Annotated in this window: 21 protein-coding genes; 9 read left to right on the top strand and 12 right to left on the bottom strand. The window is 67.3% G+C overall.

All coding sequences use genetic code 11. From position 1 onward, the window contains the following. The first annotated feature begins 84 nt into the window (after window positions 1–84). Window positions 85–780, top strand: a complete 696-nt coding sequence (locus ACTMTJ_RS09060; RefSeq protein ID WP_441215681.1) for a DJ-1/PfpI family protein — start codon at window positions 85–87, stop codon at window positions 778–780. Window positions 781–1,266: 486 nt separating this feature from the next. Here the strand turns inward: ACTMTJ_RS09060 and ACTMTJ_RS09055 are convergent, their stop codons facing one another. The 6 genes from ACTMTJ_RS09055 to ACTMTJ_RS09030 all read right to left on the bottom strand — a co-directional run bounded on the left by ACTMTJ_RS09055 (window position 1,267) and on the right by ACTMTJ_RS09030 (window position 7,550). Next, window positions 1,267–2,721, bottom strand: a complete 1,455-nt coding sequence (locus ACTMTJ_RS09055; protein ID WP_441215680.1) for an MFS transporter — start codon at window positions 2,719–2,721, stop codon at window positions 1,267–1,269. A 101-nt stretch (window positions 2,722–2,822) separates the two neighbouring features. Continuing rightward, the gene (locus tag ACTMTJ_RS09050) at window positions 2,823–3,593 is read right to left on the bottom strand and encodes a class I SAM-dependent methyltransferase (protein ID WP_441215679.1); all 771 of its coding nucleotides are present in this window, start codon (window positions 3,591–3,593) and stop codon (window positions 2,823–2,825) included. Window positions 3,594–3,643: 50 nt separating this feature from the next. Continuing rightward, window positions 3,644–4,372, bottom strand: a complete 729-nt coding sequence (locus ACTMTJ_RS09045) for an NTP transferase domain-containing protein (protein ID WP_441215678.1) — start codon at window positions 4,370–4,372, stop codon at window positions 3,644–3,646. Window positions 4,373–4,405: 33 nt separating this feature from the next. Further along, complete coding sequence (locus ACTMTJ_RS09040) at window positions 4,406–5,551, bottom strand: phosphonoacetaldehyde reductase (protein WP_441215677.1); 1,146 nt, start codon at window positions 5,549–5,551, stop codon at window positions 4,406–4,408. After that, window positions 5,548–6,669 (bottom strand): phosphonopyruvate decarboxylase, encoded by a 1,122-nt coding sequence (aepY, locus tag ACTMTJ_RS09035; RefSeq protein WP_441215676.1) that lies wholly within the window; start codon window positions 6,667–6,669, stop codon window positions 5,548–5,550. Before aepY ends, ACTMTJ_RS09040 begins: the two co-directional genes overlap by 4 nt. After that, on the bottom strand, window positions 6,666–7,550 hold the full coding sequence (locus ACTMTJ_RS09030) for an isocitrate lyase/phosphoenolpyruvate mutase family protein (RefSeq protein ID WP_441215675.1): 885 nt from the start codon (window positions 7,548–7,550) through the stop codon (window positions 6,666–6,668). Before ACTMTJ_RS09030 ends, aepY begins: the two co-directional genes overlap by 4 nt. Window positions 7,551–7,965: 415 nt before the next feature. On the opposite strand from ACTMTJ_RS09030, the gene ACTMTJ_RS09025 reads away from it, so the two are divergent. The 7 genes from ACTMTJ_RS09025 to ACTMTJ_RS08995 all read left to right on the top strand — a co-directional run bounded on the left by ACTMTJ_RS09025 (window position 7,966) and on the right by ACTMTJ_RS08995 (window position 14,984). Continuing rightward, complete coding sequence (locus ACTMTJ_RS09025) at window positions 7,966–8,592, top strand: adenylyl-sulfate kinase (RefSeq protein ID WP_441215674.1); 627 nt, start codon at window positions 7,966–7,968, stop codon at window positions 8,590–8,592. A 13-nt stretch (window positions 8,593–8,605) separates the two neighbouring features. Beyond that, window positions 8,606–9,460, top strand: a complete 855-nt coding sequence (locus ACTMTJ_RS09020; protein WP_441215673.1) for a TauD/TfdA family dioxygenase — start codon at window positions 8,606–8,608, stop codon at window positions 9,458–9,460. 36 nt (window positions 9,461–9,496) lie between these two features. Then, complete coding sequence (locus ACTMTJ_RS09015; protein ID WP_441215672.1) at window positions 9,497–11,134, top strand: carbamoyltransferase N-terminal domain-containing protein; 1,638 nt, start codon at window positions 9,497–9,499, stop codon at window positions 11,132–11,134. 23 nt (window positions 11,135–11,157) lie between these two features. Then, window positions 11,158–12,069, top strand: a complete 912-nt coding sequence (locus ACTMTJ_RS09010) for a sulfotransferase domain-containing protein (RefSeq protein WP_441215671.1) — start codon at window positions 11,158–11,160, stop codon at window positions 12,067–12,069. A gap of 124 nt (window positions 12,070–12,193) precedes the next feature. Then, window positions 12,194–12,811 (top strand): D-sedoheptulose-7-phosphate isomerase, encoded by a 618-nt coding sequence (locus ACTMTJ_RS09005; protein WP_441215670.1) that lies wholly within the window; start codon window positions 12,194–12,196, stop codon window positions 12,809–12,811. Next, window positions 12,808–14,352, top strand: coding sequence for a trehalose-6-phosphate synthase (locus tag ACTMTJ_RS09000; protein WP_441215669.1), 1,545 nt, complete (start codon window positions 12,808–12,810; stop codon window positions 14,350–14,352). The genes ACTMTJ_RS09005 and ACTMTJ_RS09000 overlap by 4 nt, the downstream gene beginning before the upstream one ends. Further along, the gene (locus tag ACTMTJ_RS08995; protein ID WP_441215668.1) at window positions 14,316–14,984 is read left to right on the top strand and encodes an HAD family hydrolase; all 669 of its coding nucleotides are present in this window, start codon (window positions 14,316–14,318) and stop codon (window positions 14,982–14,984) included. Before ACTMTJ_RS09000 ends, ACTMTJ_RS08995 begins: the two co-directional genes overlap by 37 nt. Before the next feature lie 70 nt (window positions 14,985–15,054). On the opposite strand, the gene ACTMTJ_RS08990 is transcribed toward ACTMTJ_RS08995, so the two are convergent. The 6 genes from ACTMTJ_RS08990 to ACTMTJ_RS08965 form a co-directional block, all read right to left on the bottom strand. Then, window positions 15,055–15,363: an STAS domain-containing protein gene (locus ACTMTJ_RS08990; protein ID WP_441215667.1), complete on the bottom strand. Its 309-nt coding sequence runs from the start codon at window positions 15,361–15,363 to the stop codon at window positions 15,055–15,057. A 121-nt stretch (window positions 15,364–15,484) separates the two neighbouring features. Then, window positions 15,485–15,871, bottom strand: a complete 387-nt coding sequence (locus ACTMTJ_RS08985; RefSeq protein ID WP_441215666.1) for an STAS domain-containing protein — start codon at window positions 15,869–15,871, stop codon at window positions 15,485–15,487. A gap of 260 nt (window positions 15,872–16,131) precedes the next feature. After that, window positions 16,132–16,278 carry a hypothetical protein gene (locus ACTMTJ_RS08980; protein ID WP_441215665.1) on the bottom strand — a complete coding sequence of 49 codons (147 nt, stop codon included), beginning with the start codon at window positions 16,276–16,278 and terminating at the stop codon, window positions 16,132–16,134. A gap of 348 nt (window positions 16,279–16,626) precedes the next feature. Beyond that, window positions 16,627–16,827: a helix-turn-helix domain-containing protein gene (locus ACTMTJ_RS08975; protein ID WP_441215664.1), complete on the bottom strand. Its 201-nt coding sequence runs from the start codon at window positions 16,825–16,827 to the stop codon at window positions 16,627–16,629. A gap of 306 nt (window positions 16,828–17,133) precedes the next feature. Next, entirely contained in the window at window positions 17,134–17,610 is a 477-nt protein-coding gene (locus tag ACTMTJ_RS08970) for an RNA polymerase sigma factor (RefSeq protein WP_441215663.1), read from the bottom strand. Window positions 17,611–17,859: 249 nt separating this feature from the next. Then, window positions 17,860–18,546, bottom strand: a complete 687-nt coding sequence (locus tag ACTMTJ_RS08965) for a hypothetical protein (RefSeq protein WP_441215662.1) — start codon at window positions 18,544–18,546, stop codon at window positions 17,860–17,862. 174 nt (window positions 18,547–18,720) lie between these two features. On the opposite strand from ACTMTJ_RS08965, the gene ACTMTJ_RS08960 reads away from it, so the two are divergent. Further along, the gene (locus tag ACTMTJ_RS08960; RefSeq protein ID WP_441215661.1) at window positions 18,721–19,104 is read left to right on the top strand and encodes a hypothetical protein; all 384 of its coding nucleotides are present in this window, start codon (window positions 18,721–18,723) and stop codon (window positions 19,102–19,104) included. Window positions 19,105–19,110 lie beyond the last annotated feature (6 nt).

Genomic DNA, 19,110 nt, shown 5'->3' with positions numbered 1-19,110 from the left:
ATGTCGATGAGTCGCGGGAACTGGACCGGTGTCGCCGCCGACTACTTCCCTGTGGCGCGGTGACGGCCGGGAAAGGGTGATGGTGTGGAGCGCAGGAGCTTCGTGGCAGGGGCGGGTGCGCTGGCCGCCGGTGCTGGTGCGGCCGTGCCGGGGACGGCGCGGGCGGCGTCGGGGCCGCTGCGGGTGCAGATCGTGATGTTCGACGGCGCGGAGGAGCAGGACTTCGCCGGCCCTTTCGAGGTGTTCTCGTTGGCCGGGCGGCTGTCCGGCGGCGCGCTCGCGGTGTCCTGTGTGACCGGTGGGCGTCCGCGAGTGGTGACGCTCGCGTTCGGCACGAAGGTCAGGGTTGAGCAGGGTTGGTCCCCCCACTCCGCCGACGTGATCGTGGTGCCGGGTGGCGGGTTCGCCCGGCCGAACGAGCCGGGCATCTGGCCTGAGATCAACAAGGGCGACCTGCCGCGCAAGCTAGCCGCCGCGCGCCGCCCCGGCCTGACGATCGCGTCGCTGTGCACCGGGGCCATCATCCTGGCCGCCGCTGGGCTGACCAACGGCCGGCCGTGCACCACGCACACCGGGGCGAAGGCCGAGCTGACCGCCCGCGGTGGCCTGGTCAAGAACGCCCGGGTGGTCGACGACGGCGACCTGGTCACCGCCGCCGGCATCACCTCCGGCCTGGAGCTTGCCCTTCACCTGGTCCGTCGCGAGGTCAGCGCCGACGTGGCCACCCGAACCGAGGGTGTGCTGGAGTACGAGGCCCGCGGCACCGTCTGGACTCCCTGACACCTCAGTAGGCACACCTTTGTCCACCAAGGACAGTTGCGGTGACGGGGAGAATCCGAGACCTTTCGGAGTCGGGGTGGCTTCGACCCCCCTATTTGGACAGAGATTTGAGCTACCGCGATGTCCGTCGTGGTCCAGACCGTTGCTCCCGCGGCCTCACCCGTCCGCCGTTGGTCGCGCCGGTGGTCGACGTTTGTCCACAATGTCTGTTCCCGGATCGGCGATCCGGGAAAGCAACGGGGAAGTCTGGTCCGTTTGGCTGGTTACGTTGCGTCAGGGTGGTGCAGGTGGGGCCGCGTAGACCCGCTCGGGCTTGTCTCGCGGAGCTGGCAGTGGACGGCCGGGGGGTTCGGCGAGCGCTGCGATCCGTGCGTGCGGGTGTAGGTGGCCGGCAGCCGGTCCGGGCGGGGTCGTCGGCGACCCACGACGAGCCGTGGTGCGGGCGGATCGACAAGTGGCCCGACGATGACCCGATCGCTGCGTCGATCATGCGTTGGGACGTCCGGGCCGGGCCGATGGTTCGGGGTGCGGTGGAGCGGGTCGTGCGGCCTGAAGTGGGGGGCGGATGCTTCTCAGGTCCAGAGTTCTGGGCATGACCAGGCTTACCGCCAGCGCGCCGGCGACGGCGAAGATGGCGCCGGCCAGGTAGGCGCCGCGGTAGCCCAGGCTTGACGCGATCAGCGCTAGGTACGTGGCTACCGCGGTGGCCCCGCCGATGTGTGTCGCGGCCTCGAAGATGCCGGCTCGGGTGCCCCGGTCGGCGTCGCCGACGCCTCCGATGGTGGCCTGGGTGAGGGCGAGGTAGATCCAGCCGCCGCCGATGCCTTGCAGAATCAGCCAGGGCAGGACGGCGGTGGCATAGCTGGGGCTGCCGGCGTTGACCGCCAGCAGGGTGAGGGCGACAGCGTCGAGTGCGAGGCCGGCCGCGGCCACCGGGCGCGCACCGGTCCAGGCGACGAGCCGGGCGCCGAGCGGTCCGCTGGCGGTGGCTGCTATCAGGGCGGGGGTAAGTGCCAGGCCGGCGGCGGCCGGGGATAGCCGGTGGGCGTCTTGCAGGTGCAGGCTGCCCACCACGACGATCACCGAGTGGACCGCCGAGTGCGCCGCGATACCCAGGCTGCCGCCGGTGAGGCGGCGAGACCGCAACAGATTCAGCCGCATCAGAGGGTTGGCGGTGCGCCGCTCCACCGCCGCGAAGCAGGCGAGCAGCGCGGCACCGGCCGCGACAGCGCCGAGTGCGTCGGCGTGCCACGGGCCGGACTCTCCTATCCGGCCGAGCCCGAAGATGACGACGACCAGACCGGCGGTGACCAGTGCCGCCCCGACCAGGTCGAGTCGCCGGCGCCGGTCGGCCCGGGCCGGATCGAGCGGCAGTACCCGTATCGCGGCGACCATCACCGCCAGATTGACCGGGAGGGTGACCAGGAAAATCGATCGCCAGCCGAAGGCGGAGGTGAGCATGCCGCCACAGATGGCACCGGCCAGACCGGCGGTGCCGCCGAAGACAGCAGCCACGGTGAACGCGCGGTTGCGCCATGGTTGCTCGGGAAACAGCGCCCCGGTCAAGGCCAGTGCGGTCGGCAGCGCGAAGGCGGAGGCCAGCCCTTGCAGCGCCCGCCCGGTCAGCAGCATCGGCATGCTCGTCGCGGTGCCCGCCACGAGGGAGCCCGCGGTTAACAGCGCCAGACTCGCCACCAGGATCCGGCGGCGCCCCCACAGGTCGGCGACCCGGCCGCCGAGCAGGAGCAGACCACCGATGATCAGGGAGGTGAGGTTGACGACCCAGCTCAGCTGGACCGGGCTCATCTGAAGTTGCGACCCGATCGACGGCAGCGCGGTCGCCACGGAGAGGCTGTCGAACACGACCAGGAATACGGCACCGCTGAGCACCAGTGCCGCGGTCCACCGGCGTGCGGCGGATGCGATGGGTGTCCGCGTCACCTTTCGTCGCTCCCGTTCTGCTGGCGCCTGTGGATGGTTCTACCCACTGGACGGTGTTCTCATGCCGTGGATTGGGATGCGGCTGTCCGGGCGATGCTGGCTCAAGACTTGGCGGCCATCCAGCCGACGGTGGTGTATGGCACGTCGATCTGATCCGTGAATCTTTCGCCCACCATCCGCTCGATCGCGTCGATAATATCCTCGAACGCGTCGCCGGCCTGACGCTGAAGAGTGCCGTGGGAGCGCCAGGCGTCTATCCAGTCGACAACCGGCACGCGGTGCACGATCTGTTCCTCCAGCTTGGTTACCGGCCCGTACCTGCCGCTTGCTTCGATCAGCGGTTGTTGGTTCTCCCGCCGGCTTCCGTAGGTGTAGTTCGGAATCTGTCGGTGGATGTAGGCCTCGATCTGGGCTTGCAGTGGGTCGTCGAGCCTGCGGTGGTTCCAGATGCAGGCGAACCAGCCGCCGGTGTGCAGGATCCGCGCGGTTTCCTGGAGGGCCTGGGGCCGGTCCGTGGTGCTGAATGCCGATCCGTAGGCGACGAGGTCGTAAGTGTCCGCGGGCAGGCCGTTGTCCTCGGCGATGCCGACGGACCAGCTGATGTGGGGACGTCCCGCTGTACGTCGTACGCCGATGTCCCGCATGGCCTGGTTGGGTTCGACGGCGTCGACGACGCAGCCGCGGTCCAGCAGATCCACCGTGAGATGGCCGTTTCCGGCGCCGATGTCGGCGGTGCGTGGATTGGGGCGCCCGCTGGCGGCGACGATTTGGTCGACGACGCCGGGCGCGTAGGGCGGCCGCATGGAGTAGGTGGCGGCGAGGTGTGTGTAGTCCCACTCCAGTTGGCCGGTCCTGCTGTTGTCGCCTTTCATGGTCTTCCTTTCGTTGTGGGTGGCCGGGTGGGTCGTGTCTGGGTACGGGGTCATCGCGCCCAAGCCACGCCGGCCTGATGCGCGGCGTTGGCGGTGGCGAGGTCGTCGGCGGTGTCTACTTCTATCCACTCGTCCGGCTGGGCGTAGAGCGGCGGTATCCGCAGCCGCTTGGCGAGCTCGCGGATCGCGAACACGTACCATGTATCCGTTGTGCCGGCGTCGACCATGTCACGCATGGTCTTCAGGAGCTGCAAACCGCTCGCCTTGCTCCATCGCGAAACGCCGAAGAACTCCCCTCCGATTTTGGCTGGCGGCATCTGCTTGGCAAGGTGCCATACCGCGCCGTCGCGCAGTTCGACAGCCATGTCTATGGTGTCGGGTTTCCGGGAGGTGTCGATGACCATGGTGTCTCCGGTGTCGCGGACGATCTGCTCGACGATCCGGGCGGAGACGAGCACGTCGGAATCGATGATGGCGATTTCTCGATCCCAGTACGGCGCCGTGGCGAGCAGCGACATGATGTTGTCCGCGCGGGCGTAGTGTGCATTGTGGACGAAGGCGACGGGTGGGCGCTTGGAGATCCGCTGGACGTGCTGCTTCAGTTTGGCGGCCTGGTGTCCGACGACGCAGACCACGTCGGTTGCTTGTGCGTCGTGCAGTTGGCCCAAGAGCCGTTCGATGATCGGTACGCCACCGACGGGGAGCATCGCCTTCGGCATGTCCGTGGTGTGCGGCAGTAGCCGGCGTCCCTGGCCCGCGGCGGGGATGATGACGCGCACGACGTGTCCTTTCTTAGAGCGCCTCGGTTTCTGTTAGACCAGGCTGTAGATGCGAGCCGAGACGGCGCCGTGGTCCAGGGGGACCGGGTTGTTTCCGGATCGGGTGGAGCCCAGCCCCGCGTCGACGAGGTGGCAGACGTCGGCGTGGCGTACGCCGTAGTCGCTCAGGCGATCGGGGAGGCCGGCACGGACCAGCAAAGATCTCACCGCCTGCGCCGGCGCCGAGCGCGGGTCAAGGCGTCGCAGGGCGGCTCGTACCGTGGACACCCGCGTCGCGGCCGGGGTGCGGTGTGCGATGCGTTCGCTGTTGTAGTCCACGAGCCAGAGCAGGTTGAGCAGGCACGCCACGCCGTGCGGTACCCCGAAGTGGGCGGTGAGGGGATAGGAGAAGGCGTGGGCCGCTGTGGTGCGGGTCAGGTCGATGGCCCGGCCGGCGGCGGTCGCGGCGGACGCCAAGGCGAGCCGCTCGTTGTCGCCGACGACTTCGAGGTCTCGGGCGAGGATCTCGATGGTCTGGCGCAGCGCTGGTAGTGCCAACGCGCGCGACGGGGCGGTCGAGCGTCGGCTCCAGTAGGACTCCAACGCGTGGCAGAGTGTGTCGAACGCGGCGCTGTACATCAGCGTGGTGGGGCACGTGCGCAGCAGTTCCGGATCCACGATCGCATGTTCTGGAAGGACGGTCGGATGGTCCAGGGAGGCTTTGACGTCGCCGACGTAGACGGTTGCGAACCGTGTCACCTCGCTTCCGGTGCCGGCCGTGGTGGGTACCGCGACCAGGGGCACCGGATGAGGCACGGGCGCCTCGTCGCCGGCGAGTACCCGCAAGGCCGTCTCTCGCCGCGGGGGCAGTGATCTGAGGAGCTTGGCGGTGTCGATGGCGCTTCCGCCGCCAATCGCGACAATGATGTCCGGCTGCCAATGCTCCCGCAGGGCGCTGCCCGCCAGGGTCTGCTCGATGCGAGGGTTGGGTGTGAAGGCGGTGAAGCGAATGAGGAAGCGGGCAGCGGTGCGGTCGAGCATGGCTCGCACGACGCCGGAGCCGGCTGTGCGCTCGCTGGCCACCACCATGACCCGATTGACGGCTCTGGCGGCCAGCACCGCGCGAAGCTGGTGGCGCGCACCGAGGGCGATCGACACCTGCGCGGGCGCCGCATCTGGGGCGAAGGCGGGGCTCTTCATGACCTCACCGAACTGTGGACTCGGGCGGCTCGCGCGAACCGGGCGTGGATCTGGGGAGCGGAGATCGCCGAGGTTGCCCGCGGCGGCGGGTCGCCGCGAAGGCTGGCGACGTCGGCCACGACCAGGTGCGGTCCAGGGGCATTCGAGGCGCCGGCGACCGCACGGGTGAGTTCTTCACGGCTGCGGCAGCGTACGGCGGTGCGGTATCCGGCGGCGAGGCCGACCTCGGCGAGTGAGGTGTGCTCGGAGGTTGTCTTCTGTCCACCGGTCGAGTCGTAGCTGCCGTTGTCGAAGACGACGTGGACGAGGCCTTCCGGCGCGGTCGCGCCGATGGTTGACAGCGTGCCGAGGTGCATGAGCGCGGCCCCGTCGCCGTCCAGAACGACCACTCTCGTGCCAGCCGTGAGGGCCACGCCAAGACCGAACGCGGACGCGTGACCCATGGAACCCTGCATGTAGAAGATCCGTTCGGAGTCCTCCAGGGCGAACAGCTCCCGAGAGGTGTAGCCGGTGGTCGACACGAAGAGTGCGTTGGGAATGCCGTCCAGGACCGTTCGTAGCGCCTCGACGCGGGTCATCCGCCACGGTTCGGCGGGCCGGCCGTCGACCGGGGGAGTTGGCGGCGGGGCTATCGCGCCCTTCTCCACCAGAACGAACGTCGGCCGTCCCGCGGTCATCTCCGCCACCGCCCGGTCGAGCACCTCGCTGATATCGCCGGCCGTCGCCGGCAGCGTCTGGTGCTTGACGCCCACGGCGTCCAGCAGTGCGTGGGTGGCCTCGCCCATGACCCGATGCTGCGGCTCGTCCCGGTTCGGATCGGGCCAACCGCGCAGGCTCATGAACACCAGCACTGGAAGGTGGTACGGGATGAGCAAGGAGGTGAGTGGGTTGAGCAGGTTGCCCAGTCCCGAGTTCTGCGCCCAGACGGCGGATCGGATGCCGGCCGCGGCCGCGCCGGCGGCTACCGCCGCGGCGGCACCTTCGTTCACCGCGGACACGTACCGCTTCTGTCCGGTCAGTTCGGCGATGGGGCCGGCGAGGTAGGAGCACGGCACGCCGGTGTGAAAGCCGAACTCACGCTCGTCCAGCGCCCGCAGGAGGCGATCGGTCGATATCACTCCTCCACCTCCAACCACTCATCGAGACGTTGCAGCGCGAAGATCTCGGACACTGACGCGATCTTGTCCTCCACCGGTGCGGAGTTGCCGTGCCGGCGAATCGTCTCCAGCACCTCGCGCACTGACCTGACCGTCGCTCTCAGCGACTGATTCGCGTATATGATCATGGATACGCCCGCGCGGTGCGCGTCACCGGCGTCCCAATTGGGGTACGTCGTGGGAACGATCACCACCGGCACCCTGCGGTCCCAGCCCGCAAGGAACTCCAGGATCGGCTCGTTCGACTTGGACTTCGAGTGCACGAGCACCGAGTCCGCGCCGGCCTCGGCGTAGCGTTCGCAGCGGTGCAGCGCCTCGTCGACGCTGTGGCCGTCGATCAGCGCCTCGGTGCGGGCGATGACGTGGAAGTCCGCTCCCTGCTGGACGCTCTTGGCCACCTCGATCTTCCGGCAGAAGGTCTCGACGTCGACGAGGGTGTGGTCGGTGGACACGAAGCTGTTCATCTTCGGGAAGACCTTGTCCTCGATGCAGACGGCGGTCACACCTTCGCGCTCGTACTCGCGGACCATGTGCGCCACGTTCATCGTGCCGCCGAACCCGGTGTCCACATCGGCCACGACCGGGATACCACATGCCTCCTGCATCTGGACGGCCGCCTGTAGGTAGTCCGTCATTGTCAGCAGGCTCGCGTCGGGCAGGCAACGCGCCGCGGAGATCTCGAAGCTCGAGGCCCAGACGGCGTCGAAGCCCGCATTCTCCACAAGAGACGCACCCAACGCGCTGTGCGCGCCAGCGGCGCGCACCAGGCCACCTTCCGCGAACAGCGCGTGCAGCGAACGCGGGCTCGCGGCCTCTGTCAACGAGGTCGTGTGCAAACTCATCATCAGATCCCCGGTCTGTGACGGCGATGCCAGCACGATCGTCGGCGTGGGCCGCAAAGCAACCCCAGCGCCTCCTCCGAGTGACACCTAGGCGTATGGAGAGTGAACGTTGGGCGGCTCGTACCCCGGTCCGCCGTGCTCAAACGAACTAATTCCGAGTCGCGAAAAATAGTCGAAGATCAATTCTCGGCGTGCCAACATCTCTTTCTGGCTGCTCCGATCAAGGTGGGGGAAAGCGCAATAACTGATCGGCCGATGAGTCGTCAAGGGCTATCGGGAGATCTGCCGGCGCGGGATTGTTCAGCATGTGATACATCCGTTGGCAAGATCCTTTTTGTCGTGGCGCAATCGGATGTTTACCACTCCGCCTCCCGGGTAGCGCCGGTGTTGTTCCGACGTCTCGAAGGTGCAGCAAATGATCTCCGTTGAACCGAGCAGGACAGCTACGGACACCGGCGGCCAGAAGTGGCATGCGTCAATGGGTCCGCGGGCATCGGTCATCTGGATCACCGGCCTTTCCGGAGCTGGAAAGACCACAGTGGCCCGTGAGCTGGTGCGACGTCTACATGCCGGCGGCTGCCGTCCGATCCTCCTTGACGGGGACGATCTGCGCTACGTCCTCGGCGTCACGGGAGCCTTCGACCTGGCCAGTCGCCGGCAACGTGCGTTTGTCTATGCGCGGCTATGTGAGTCGCTCGCCAACCAGGGCCACATCGTCGTTTGCGCGACGATCGCGATGTTCCACGACGTCCATTCGTGGAACCGCGCCCACCTGCCCGGATATGTCGAAGTGCTCTTGGACGTACCTATGCCCGAGCTCCACAGGCGTGATCCGAAAGGGATCTATGGCGCTGGTGGCGCAAATGGCGAGATCGTCGGCGCGGCCTTGCCGGCCGAGTTCCCGAACGCGCCGCACCTGGTCATCGCCAACCATCCGCCGGAAACACCGACGTCGGCCGCGGATCGCATTCATCGAGCCTGGACACAGGTAGTCCGGGCAACCCACCCTCCCACATCGACAAGCACGGACACCGCGACCTGAGAAAGGAATCATCGTGACCACACCGAACTCGTTCGACCCTCAGCGCGTTCCCGTCCCGTCCGACCTGCGGCGACAGCTGTCCGCCGGCGACACCGTCGACGTCGACGACGGCTGGCTCGCGGAGCTCGTCGAGAAGAACATCCAGCACGGAGCCGGCTATCTCGTCCTGACCGGACTGGATGGCGACGATGCCGTCCTGCGCGACGTGTGCCTGCGGCTGTCCTCGTCCATCGGCACGGTGCTCGCCCAGGATTCATCCGGCACACGGCTGCGTGAGGTCGCCGACCGCGGCACTCAGATCGGCGAGGGGGCCTCGGCGCGATACGCCGATTCCCGGCACGGCGGCAGCCTGCACACCGACGGCGCCGAGAGCCCCATGCCGGTCCCTGACTGTTTCGCTCTCCTGTGTGTACGGCAGGCGCCGGTCGGCGGTGCCCTGCGGCTCGTACATGTCGAAGAAGTCGTGCGCGGGATGTCGAGCAGAGCAGACCTCCTTGAAGAGCTGCGCCGCCCGTTCCATTTCGACCGGCGCGGCGACCAAGGCCCGGGCGAGTCACCCACCACGCAGAAGCCGGTTCTGTTCGAGGACGGCGACGGGCTTGGCGTCACTTACCTACGCGAGTACATCGAGGTCGGACACAGCCAGCCCGGGGTTCCACCCCTGACCGAGAAGCAGCGCGACGCCTTGGACCTGCTCGACCGCATCCTGAACCAGTCACCCAACGCCATCGAAGGAAAGCTGGCGCCCGGCGAGTTCGCGCTGTTCAACAACAAACGGCTTCTGCACGGACGGACCACGTTCCAGGACGACTCCGACCCGGGCGCGAAGCGGTTGCTGTTCCGGACCTGGATCCGGCGTACCCCATGAGGCGGCGATCTCTATAGCCCGGCGAGGAGCGGTACTGTGATCATCTGTGGCGCAAAGCTCACCCACGACGGAGCGGTGGCGCTGATCGACGGAAACCGTCTGGTATTCAGCGTCGAAACCGAGAAGATCGACAATAACCCGCGGCACTCGAACATCCACGACCTCGACCTCATCTTCCAACTGTTGAGAGAGCACGGATACGACCCTGGGCAGGTCGATCGGTTCGTGTTCGACGGTTGGTGGAAGACGGAACGGATCAAGCCGTGGGGAGACCAGCAGGTACGGATCGAGTTGGCGCCGTACCGGCGCGGGCTCCTGGATACCGATCTGCTGCGGTCCTATCACCTACGAACCTTGGATCTGGAGTACACCAGCTACCACCACTATGCCGGTCACCTGGCCAGCGGGCTGTGCACCAGCCCGGCCACGGCCCGCGGTGAAAGCAGCTATGTGCTGTGCTGGGACGGGGCGGCCTTTCCCTACCTGTACCACTACGACCTGCCGACCGGAAAAGTCCGCAGCCTCGGCCCGCTGCACTACATGATCGGCAACTGCTATCACAGCATCGCGATGGCGTACCCGCCGTTCGATCTGGACATCGAGTATCCGCAGACCATGTCCCTACCGGGCAAGATTATGGCGTACGTGGCCAACGGCAGCCCAGCGGACGCCGGCCGGAAAATGTTCGACGAGGCGTACCGCCACGCCATCCGGGTCGTCTTCGGTGACGGCGTGGTACACGACGAGCAGTGCAGTCACCGCAACGGCCAGCGGGTGTTGGGCACCATGCGTGAGGCATTGGACGATGTCGACGTCCATCCCGACGACATGCTCGCGTCCCTTCAGGCGTTCATGGGCGACAAACTGGTAGACGCGCTCGCCGCCGCGATCGCGGCAGACGGGCGACAGAGTCAAAACCTGACCCTGGTAGGCGGCTGCGCCCTGAACATCAAATGGAACCGGCAGATCCGTGACAGCGGCGTGTGCGCGGATGTATGGGTGCCGCCGTTCCCGAACGATGCCGGAAGCGCGATCGGCACCGCCTGCTGCGCCCTCATGGAAACCGGAAGAGCGCAGCTGGACTGGGACGTGTACGCCGGACCGGACCTCAAGCCCTCGGAACTGGACGACCGCTGGACGGCCAAGGCACACACCATCGAGGATCTAGCCCATTTCCTGCACCACACCGGTGAACCAGTGCTGTTCCTCCACGGCCGGGCTGAACTCGGGCCGCGGGCGCTGGGACATCGCAGCATCCTCGCACCCGCGGTCGACCCGGTCATGAAGGACCGCCTGAACGAGGCCAAGGGACGCGAGGCGTACCGGCCGGTCGCCCCGATCTGCCTGGAGCACCGCGCCGCGGACGTGTTCGACCCGGGCACGGCCGATCCATACATGCTCTTCGATCACGATGTGAGACCCGAATGGCGCAGCCGCGTACCGGCGATCTGCCACATCGACGGCACCGCACGCGTCCAGACGGTCAATCCCCGCCAAAGCCCCGAGATACACGCGCTACTCACCCACTACGCGGACCTGAGCGGAATCCCCCTCCTGTGCAACACCAGCGCGAACCGCGGCGGCGCCGGCTTCTTCCCGGACCTGCGCAGCGCCGCCGAGTGGGGCCGCGTTCCGTACATCTGGTCCGACGGCGTGCTTTACGAACGTAGCTGACCGCACCCGAAGGGAGTGTCCTCGTGGAACCGTCCGTCGCCGAGCGTCGGCGCCTGATCGGCGGTCCGCTCAAGGAAGAGAACCTGCACGTGCTCAGCGCCAACGACATCGTGCTCGCCAGCTACGGCGGCGCCGGCCAAGCCCTGGTCGGCAACGTACTGCTCAACCTTGGGCTCAACTACGTCGACCCGTACACCGAGAAGTTGCAGCCGGATGGAGGCTCTGCCGCCAGCGCCAAATACACCGAGTACCGCCGCCGGCTGGCCGCAACGCACCAGCACGATACGGCTGCCCCGGACACCCGACCCTTCCGACCGTGGCCGCGGTTCGTCAAGACGCACTTACCACTCGAACGTTTCCACGGGTGCACCTACGGAGGCGTATGGCTACTGGTCAGAGACCCGCGGGACGCGCTGTACTCGTGGCACAAATGGCGTCTCGGCTTCGCCGAGGATGTGTGGGACAAGGCGCCAGAGGAGTTCGAGCAGTTTCTGCGGGCACCCGACTACACCGGGCGATCGCCCATCGACGACTGGAGCTCGTTCTACGAGCACTGGTACGAAAGGCTGACCCAGATGAGGCGGGGCGTCGTCATCCGGTTCGAGGATCTCAAGGCAGACACCGCCGCAACGATGCGTTCGGCACTTGAATCCGTCGACATCCGCCCGACGGCGCCGCAGCTACAGGCGGCGGTCCAAGCTAGCAGCTACGAAACCATGCGCGCCCACGAAGATCTGATCAGCGGTACCGAGCTGCCGGCATCCGCCGGCCCGCAAGCCGTTCGTAGGAACGCGACCGCTGAACCCCGAATAATGCGGAAGGGCGAGCCAGGCGAATGGCGGCGGTGGATCACTCCGCCGCTGGCGCGGCTGTTCTCCACGCCTTCCACCGTCGCCGTCGCCGCCACCTTCGGCTACCAGATCGATCACAGCTAGCGCGCCGCCACCACAGACACCCACGTACGGATGACCTCAACGAGGAGAACTCATGCTGCCTGGCTCCGCGAACGGATCCGCGCCCAACGGTCGGGACCGACTCAACAAAAGCTTCATCACCAACGTGATCGCCGGCATCGAGGGTCTTTCCCTCGTCGCGTTGGCCTCGGCTCAACGCGCCCTACACGCGGCACGCGCCCGCGGCAGCCGGGTATACGTCGCCGGCAACGGCGGAAGCGCATCCACCGCGAGCCACCTCGTGTGCGATCTCACCAAGACGGCCGAACGAGCGACCGAACGGACGTTACGAGCGTTCGCGTTGGTCGACAACACCGCCACGCTCACCGCCTATTCGAACGATGTGAGCTACGACCAGGCGCTCGCCCGGCAGGTACGGGCACACCACGACCCCGGCGACATACTGATCGTCATCAGCGCCAGCGGAAACTCTCCCAACATCTTGGCCGCGATGCGATCCGCCCGAGCGTGCGGCATGTACACCATCGGGCTGCTCGGCCCGCGGCGCGCGCCCGCCACCGCGCTCGCCGACCTGGCCCTCAACGTCGAGTCCTCCGACGCAGGGGTCATCGAGACAGTCCACGTCGGCGTCGTCCACGCCCTTGCCCGTGCGCTCCGCGAACCCGACAGCGGAAGTACGCCACCGTGCGCCAGTGACGGCCACCACGTGACGCTGACACCGATCGGCCATATGTCGGCCGCGCGAGGAAAGAGCCGGCCGTGACGAAGGCTGGGCCGGTCGGTCGGAGCGCGGCCGGCGCCGCCGCTCACGTCGTCCTCGTCTCGGACCGCGGTCCGATCGAGTTCGCCGCCAAGGCCCGGACGCTTGAACCACGCCGCCGGCACGGCAGCGTCACCGCCTTGCTCGACGGCGTCGCCGGAAGCCTCGCCGCGCCGACAGAATGGATCGCGCCGTCGACGTCGCCGCAGGACCAGCGTGCGCAACAAGAAGGACGCTTCGACCAGCTGGAAACCGACCTGGGCTACCGACCAGTGACGGTGCACGTCGAGGCCGAGCGTTACCGGGCCTACTACGACGACGCGGGCGTGTGCGCGATCTGGAACATCTGGCACGGCGTTCACGACGACATTCCCATCCGGTGTGACCCCGCCGCCATCGCGGCGTACCGTCTCGTCAACCGCCACCTCGCCGAACGGGCCACGAGCACCGCGGCGGCCGGCGCCGTCGTCGCGATCCAGGACTACCAACTCCTGTTGATGCCCGCCATGGTCCGCGGCGCCCGGCCCGACGTGGCGATCGTGCACTTCAGCCATACTCCCTTCCCCGAGCCGGACACACTCGCCCTCCTACCCGCCGCGCTCCGCCTTGAGCTGCTGACCGGAATGCTCGGGGCGAACGTTCTCGGATTCCAAAGTAGACGCTGGGCTCATCGGTTCTTGCGGTCGTGTCACCGCTGGGGTATCGGGGCGGTCGACTACCAGCAGGCCTGCGTCGAGCGAGCCGGCCGGCGCACGTGGGTCCGCACGTATCCCGTGCCGGCGGACGTCGACAGCCTTCGCGCCGCGGCGCGCCAGCCACCAGCCACCCGATGGGCCGAACGAGTCCGGGCGGGCGACCGCCGGCAGCTCATCCTGCGCGTGGATCGTCTCGACCCAACGAAGAACGCCCTCCGCGGATTCGAGGCCTACAGCCTGCTGCTACACCGCCAGCCGGACCTGGCAGAGCGCACCCGGTTTGTCGCCTGCCTGATACCCTCCCGCGAGCGCATTCCCGCATACCGGAAGTATGCGGAAGCGGTCACCAGACAGATCGAACACATCAACGCAAGGTTTCCCGGCGCCATCGCCGTCCACCACGGCGAAGACCGCGCCCGCGCCCTCGGCATCATGCGTGAATACGACGTCCTACTCGTCAACGCCGTAGCCGACGGCATGAACCTTGTCGCACAGGAAGGGCCAGTGCTCAACACCCGGGACGGAGCACTCATCCTGTCATCGCAAACCGGCGCCAGCGACCTGCTTCCCGACGCCATGACACTGCGACATCCCAGACACGTGGAGGAGACAGCCGACCTCCTGGCCGCGGCACTGAGCGCATCCCCGCTCGAACGGGCCCGGCGGGCACGCACCATGCGGGCATCAGTGGAAAGCTCCGACCCCCACCGGTGGTTGGGGCGCCAGCTCGCCGACGCCTACGCAGCCCGCCGCGGCGGCCGTCTTGCCGCCGCCGCCGCGCGGTCGGTCCCGCCACAGCCAGGAGCCCACCCATGCCACACCCGCACCGGTTCAGCGCCGTACTCCTAGACTTCGACCGTACGCTCTTCGCCTTCGACGACAGCGTGCGATGGCCCCGCACAGCGCTGTCCACATTGCACCGCGACCTCCCGCCGGACGAGGTTCTTGCCCTGCACCATCGGCTGGAGCACGCACGACAGCACCCAGACATACGCGCACAACAAACCGGATGCCAACGCTCACCCGAACAACACCGACGCGCACACACTGCCTGGTTTCAACACGCCGGCATCGACCCACCGCTGGCCGAAGCCCTCTACAACCAGCTCACCGGCACTACCGCATGGATTCCCTACGCCGACACAGCCGATACGATCACGAGGCTTCACAAGCGCGGCATTCCCGTCGCGATCGTCAGCAACGTGGGCTGGAACATTCGCCCACTCTTCGAGTACCACGGCCTCGCCAGCCTCGTCGACTCATTCGTTCTGTCCTGCGAACACGGAACCGAGAAACCCGACACACAACTATTCAGCGTCGCCTGCGCCAACCTCGGCGTCCACACGGCCGAAACGTTGATGGTAGGCGACGACCCGGTCAACGACGGTGCCGCGACAGCCATCGGGATTTCAGTGGCCATCCTGCCCAGACGACCCATGGGCGCGGAGCGAGGACTGGGCACACCCCTGGCCCCTCTGTGATCATGTAACCCGCGGCCAAAGGTGGGGATTTTCGCCAGGACGGGTGCGGTCGCGGTGCGGGGCGGTGAGCCTATGCCGGTCCCGGCGCCGGGGCGGGAGCCTGCCCCGCCGGGGGCGGGTCGACGGCGGTCAGATCCATGATCTGGGTCAGTCCGAGTAGTTCAAGACGCCGCCACACCGTGTGGCTCGTCTTGATCGTCAGTCTGGTTTCCGCGTCGGCGGCACGCTGCCCGGCGTCGACGAGGGCGCTGGCGCCTTCGGAGGAGATGAACGGTACGGCGGTCAGGTCCAACACCACGCTGCCTGGGTAGCCGGCCAGGACCGCGCGTACCGCGGCGTCGAACGCGTCGTGGGTGCTGTGGTCGATCTCGCCAGTCACGATCAAATGCGTCCCATCCGCACGTTCCTCGACGTGGCACGACAACGGGTCCGGGACGGGCACGGGCCTCAGAATATCGAGCCGTCGGCGCCGTCGCCGGACGACCGAGGCAGCGGGGCTGTCACGGGCTGCCCAGCGGGCCGCTGCCATCACCGGTCGGCTGGGGCGCTGTCGGCCGACCGGCTTGGTCGGCGTCGTCAGCGGTGATCTCGGTGAGCCCGACGCTGTGCAGGCGCCGTGCGACCTGCGAGCTCGGGCGGATGGCCAGCGTGCTACCGCCGTTGACGGCGCGGTAGCCGGCATCGACCACGGCCGCGACGCCCTCCAGTGACAGGAATGTCACCGCGGTCAGGTCCAGGACCAGCATCGCCGGGCGGCCGGACAACACCGAATGTACGGTCTGGTCGAACACGTCGCGGGACTGGTGGTCCAGTTCGCCGACCGCGATCAGGTGTACCGCGTCGCCGCGCACCTGCACCTCGCATGACAACCCCGGCGACTGCGGCATGCCAACCACGGTAGCGACCGGCGAACCGGCGGTGGCCGACTACATCCGCCTTTGTCTACTCCGCGGACCCGCTACCAAACAACCTGTACGGGTGCTGACCTGTAAACCTCGTCGATACAAGGGTGTCGAGCAAGGAGGGGATCGAACATGCGAGCTACCCGAGTGGTCGTAGGATTGGCCACCATCATCACCGCCGCTCTCGGGCTGAGTGTGCTAACGGCCGGGCCCGCCGCAGCCGCGGAGAGCGGCACCTGGCGTGCTTAGGGCAACACAAACCCGATCAGCTCCAGCCCCAGCACATGGCGTTGCGACGACACCAGGCCGGTCGCCACCGATGTGGTCGCGCAAATCTGCTCGGTCAGGTCCGCAAGTGGAACCTCCGTGCAGGCGGCGGTGATCGTGCGCAATAACCGATCCAACCTCTATTCCGCAACAGCAACGATGGACATGTACACCCATGATGCCTATCTAGGCACGTGGGTATGTCCGTCCTCGGGAGTCGGGGCGAACTCGTGGTCAGTGTGCTTCGGACGCACCTGCTCTGGAACGAGGCTGTGTGGTTACGGCCGTTGATGCGGCGCCGGCGATGGCCGGTCTTGCCGGCCGACGACGCGCCGTTGAGGAAGACGACCTGTGCCATCCAGCCATCCTCGCAGCGAGATTCTCTCCACGGGAGCGTCCAGAGGACCGCCTGCCGGGTCGCGAGCGCCCTCGGCCGTTCCAGCAGCATTTTCCGCCCCGCCCACCTCTCGATCTCAGAGCCGGTCGCTGGCGACCATCGCGGCGAGCTTCGCGCGGGCGGTGATGTCCAGCTTGTCGAAGATCCGGGCCAGGTGACGTTCCACCGTCTTCACGCTCAGGAAAAGTTGGCCGCCGATCTGCCGGTTGGTGTGGCCCTCCGCCACCAACTCGGCGACCTGCCACTCACGCCGGGTCAGCCGCTCCATCGTTGCCATATGTCCCCCTCAACGTCCGCGGCGGAAAGGCCCCGCCGCCGCGTCCCGAGGATGCGGGCCGTGGGGCGCTGGGAGGTACCTTGGCGGCGCGAGTTGCCGGCAAGCTGCCGGTCGTCGCCGGGCCGGTGTCGGATCCACGACCGTACGAGCCACGCCGCACCGCATTTCCCGCGCCCGGTCGGCGGTGAGCGTGTTGAGTGGGATGGTCGAGGCGTGCACGGCCGAGACCGGTCTTCGGCCGGACCACCCATTCGGTCTGCGCCGCGGACGGGGCGTTGCGGTCACCGGCCATGCCGATCACACCGGTTATTGACCCAATGCTGCGCGCAGGGTTCGCAACGCGTAGTAGAGACGGCTTTTCACGGTACCCATCGGGATGCCCAATTCGGAGGCGAGCTCCTCATACGTGCGCTGGCGGAGATAAAACCCAGCAATGATGGTTCGATGGTCTACACTAATCCGGTCAAGGGCAGCGGCAAGCAACTCCCAGTCAAACAACTGGTTGAGGTCATGGTCAGGCGTAGGCAGCTGGCCCAGGTCGTGGTGGTCCAACAGTTGCCATGCCCGTCGTCTGCCCGCGCGCACCACGTCGATGACCGCGTTACGGGCGATCGCAAAAAGCCACGTACGCAAACTAGCAACACCGGGCTCGAAGCGGTGGCAGTGCCGCCAGGCCCGCATGAACACCTCTTGCACCACGTCTTCAGCCGCCGCGTAATCGCGCAGGGACCTGCGGCAAAACCCAAGCAGCTCACCGGCATGCACGGCATACGCCGAAGCCAAACCCGCTGACGTGCACAGCCGCGCACATTCCAGGCGGCACGCTCGTGGGATGAATGATCCTGACATGGTCGACTCGAGGTCCTGTTCGCCGGCCGCCGTTCCTGCCCAGTGCCAGGATCCACACACGGGCGGAGCTTCAAATCGGGGAAAACACCCAACCTCATCCCTTGAGTATCAGCCGTCCCCTGCGGCGCATATGAATAGTGGCCCGAGACGCTGCCAAGGAGGCTGTGCCCGGGCCTACCGTTGCTACGGTGCCGGAATCAGCCGCCACATCGCGTTTGCGCCAGCAGCAGCCGCGTCCTGCGGCGGAGCCAAAACCACTGACACCACCGCGGGTGGCGTCGCCGCGGCACTCATCGCCACCAGACCGGTGAGCGTGCTCGTCAACCTCGACGGCACAGGGTCCCGCGGTGCGGGCCCTGTCCATCCGGTGAAGTAGCCCGCGGAGGTGCAATCCAACAGTCGCAGCCGCTGCGGCCACTCATCCATCGGATCCGCCAGGCACAAGCCGGTGGCGACATTGGCGAATTGCCAGCCGCCGAAGGGATGACCAGCCGGAAGCTGTCGGCGGTGCCACCGCTGTAAGGAGCTAGACGACGACGCGGCGGGCGCGACGGTTACGGTTGCCGTGGCCGGGTCCGCCGTCAGTACCCAGGAGGCGCCTGTCGAGTCGGCCCGCGAGCTGACAATGTGGTAGCTGGCCGGTAGGCCGGCGTAGACGGGACTGACTACACCCATCGACAGAACAGCTGTCACCAGTGGCAGCACGAAACGGAAGTTCATGGCCCGGATACGTCGCAGCCGGCGTTGATGTTCAACGAGACGTTTCCTCGTGCCGGGGTTACCCGGATTGGTCAGCGACGGATCACCGCGGTGAGCGTGCACGTGGGTGTGGCCGACCGATTGCCGCCGCCGTACGCGTGCCGGCGTCAAGAGCGCGTCAATATTCGCCGCCGGTCCGTATGGATCCCGTCAAAGCCCCTGTCGCCGTGCCGTGGCCCGCGTTTGTATTTGCCCGGCGCGGTCGAACGGCGACCGCGGGCCAGGGTCAGGAGTAGGCAATGTCCGCTGAGGCGGGGCAGCAACGCGGCGGCTGGCGCTGCGCTGATGGTCGTCGCGGCGATGGCCGCCGCGACGCTGTTTCCGGACAGCGACGCGACCGGGCGACTGCTCGCGATCGTGCTCGCGGTCGGCGGGTATGCCGCGCTCGTGGCCGACACCTGGGCCGCGCTTGTCACGGCCGGACTCGGCTGCCTGCTGTTCGACGGGTTTCTGGTGAACCGCTTCGGCGACCTTACCTGGGACGGTACAACCAGCATGTGTGGATTTGACCGTTTTCCCTGGTGGTCGGGTTGGGCCTCGGGCGGCGGTGGATCCGCCGACTCCCGGACACACCGGGCCCTCGATGAAGAGCTCGACCAACGTGGTCGGGCATCCAAACAGGAGTACGAAGGAGAAGCACGGTGGCTGACGTGGCCCTGGTGCTGTTGACGGTGG

It is taken from the genome of Phytohabitans sp. LJ34 (genome assembly GCF_052068095.1).
Classification (GTDB): Bacteria; Actinomycetota; Actinomycetes; order Mycobacteriales; family Micromonosporaceae; genus Phytohabitans.
Note: the sequence above shows the minus strand (reverse complement) of the source record. Positions and strands in the feature narration are given on the sequence as shown.

Excerpts from the sequence above, each read along its gene's own strand:
- ACTMTJ_RS08985 (WP_441215666.1), bottom strand. The coding sequence starts at position 15,871 with ATGCCGCAGTCGCCGGGGTTGTCATGCGAGGTGCAGGTGCGCGGCGAC.
- ACTMTJ_RS08960 (WP_441215661.1), top strand. The coding sequence starts at position 18,721 with ATGGTCGTCGCGGCGATGGCCGCCGCGACGCTGTTTCCGGACAGCGAC.
- ACTMTJ_RS08975 (WP_441215664.1), bottom strand. The coding sequence starts at position 16,827 with ATGGCAACGATGGAGCGGCTGACCCGGCGTGAGTGGCAGGTCGCCGAG.
- ACTMTJ_RS09050 (WP_441215679.1), bottom strand. The coding sequence starts at position 3,593 with ATGAAAGGCGACAACAGCAGGACCGGCCAACTGGAGTGGGACTACACA.
- ACTMTJ_RS09030 (WP_441215675.1), bottom strand. The coding sequence starts at position 7,550 with ATGAGTTTGCACACGACCTCGTTGACAGAGGCCGCGAGCCCGCGTTCG.
- ACTMTJ_RS09040 (WP_441215677.1), bottom strand. The coding sequence starts at position 5,551 with ATGAAGAGCCCCGCCTTCGCCCCAGATGCGGCGCCCGCGCAGGTGTCG.
- ACTMTJ_RS09025 (WP_441215674.1), top strand. The coding sequence starts at position 7,966 with ATGATCTCCGTTGAACCGAGCAGGACAGCTACGGACACCGGCGGCCAG.
- ACTMTJ_RS08995 (WP_441215668.1), top strand. The coding sequence starts at position 14,316 with ATGCCACACCCGCACCGGTTCAGCGCCGTACTCCTAGACTTCGACCGT.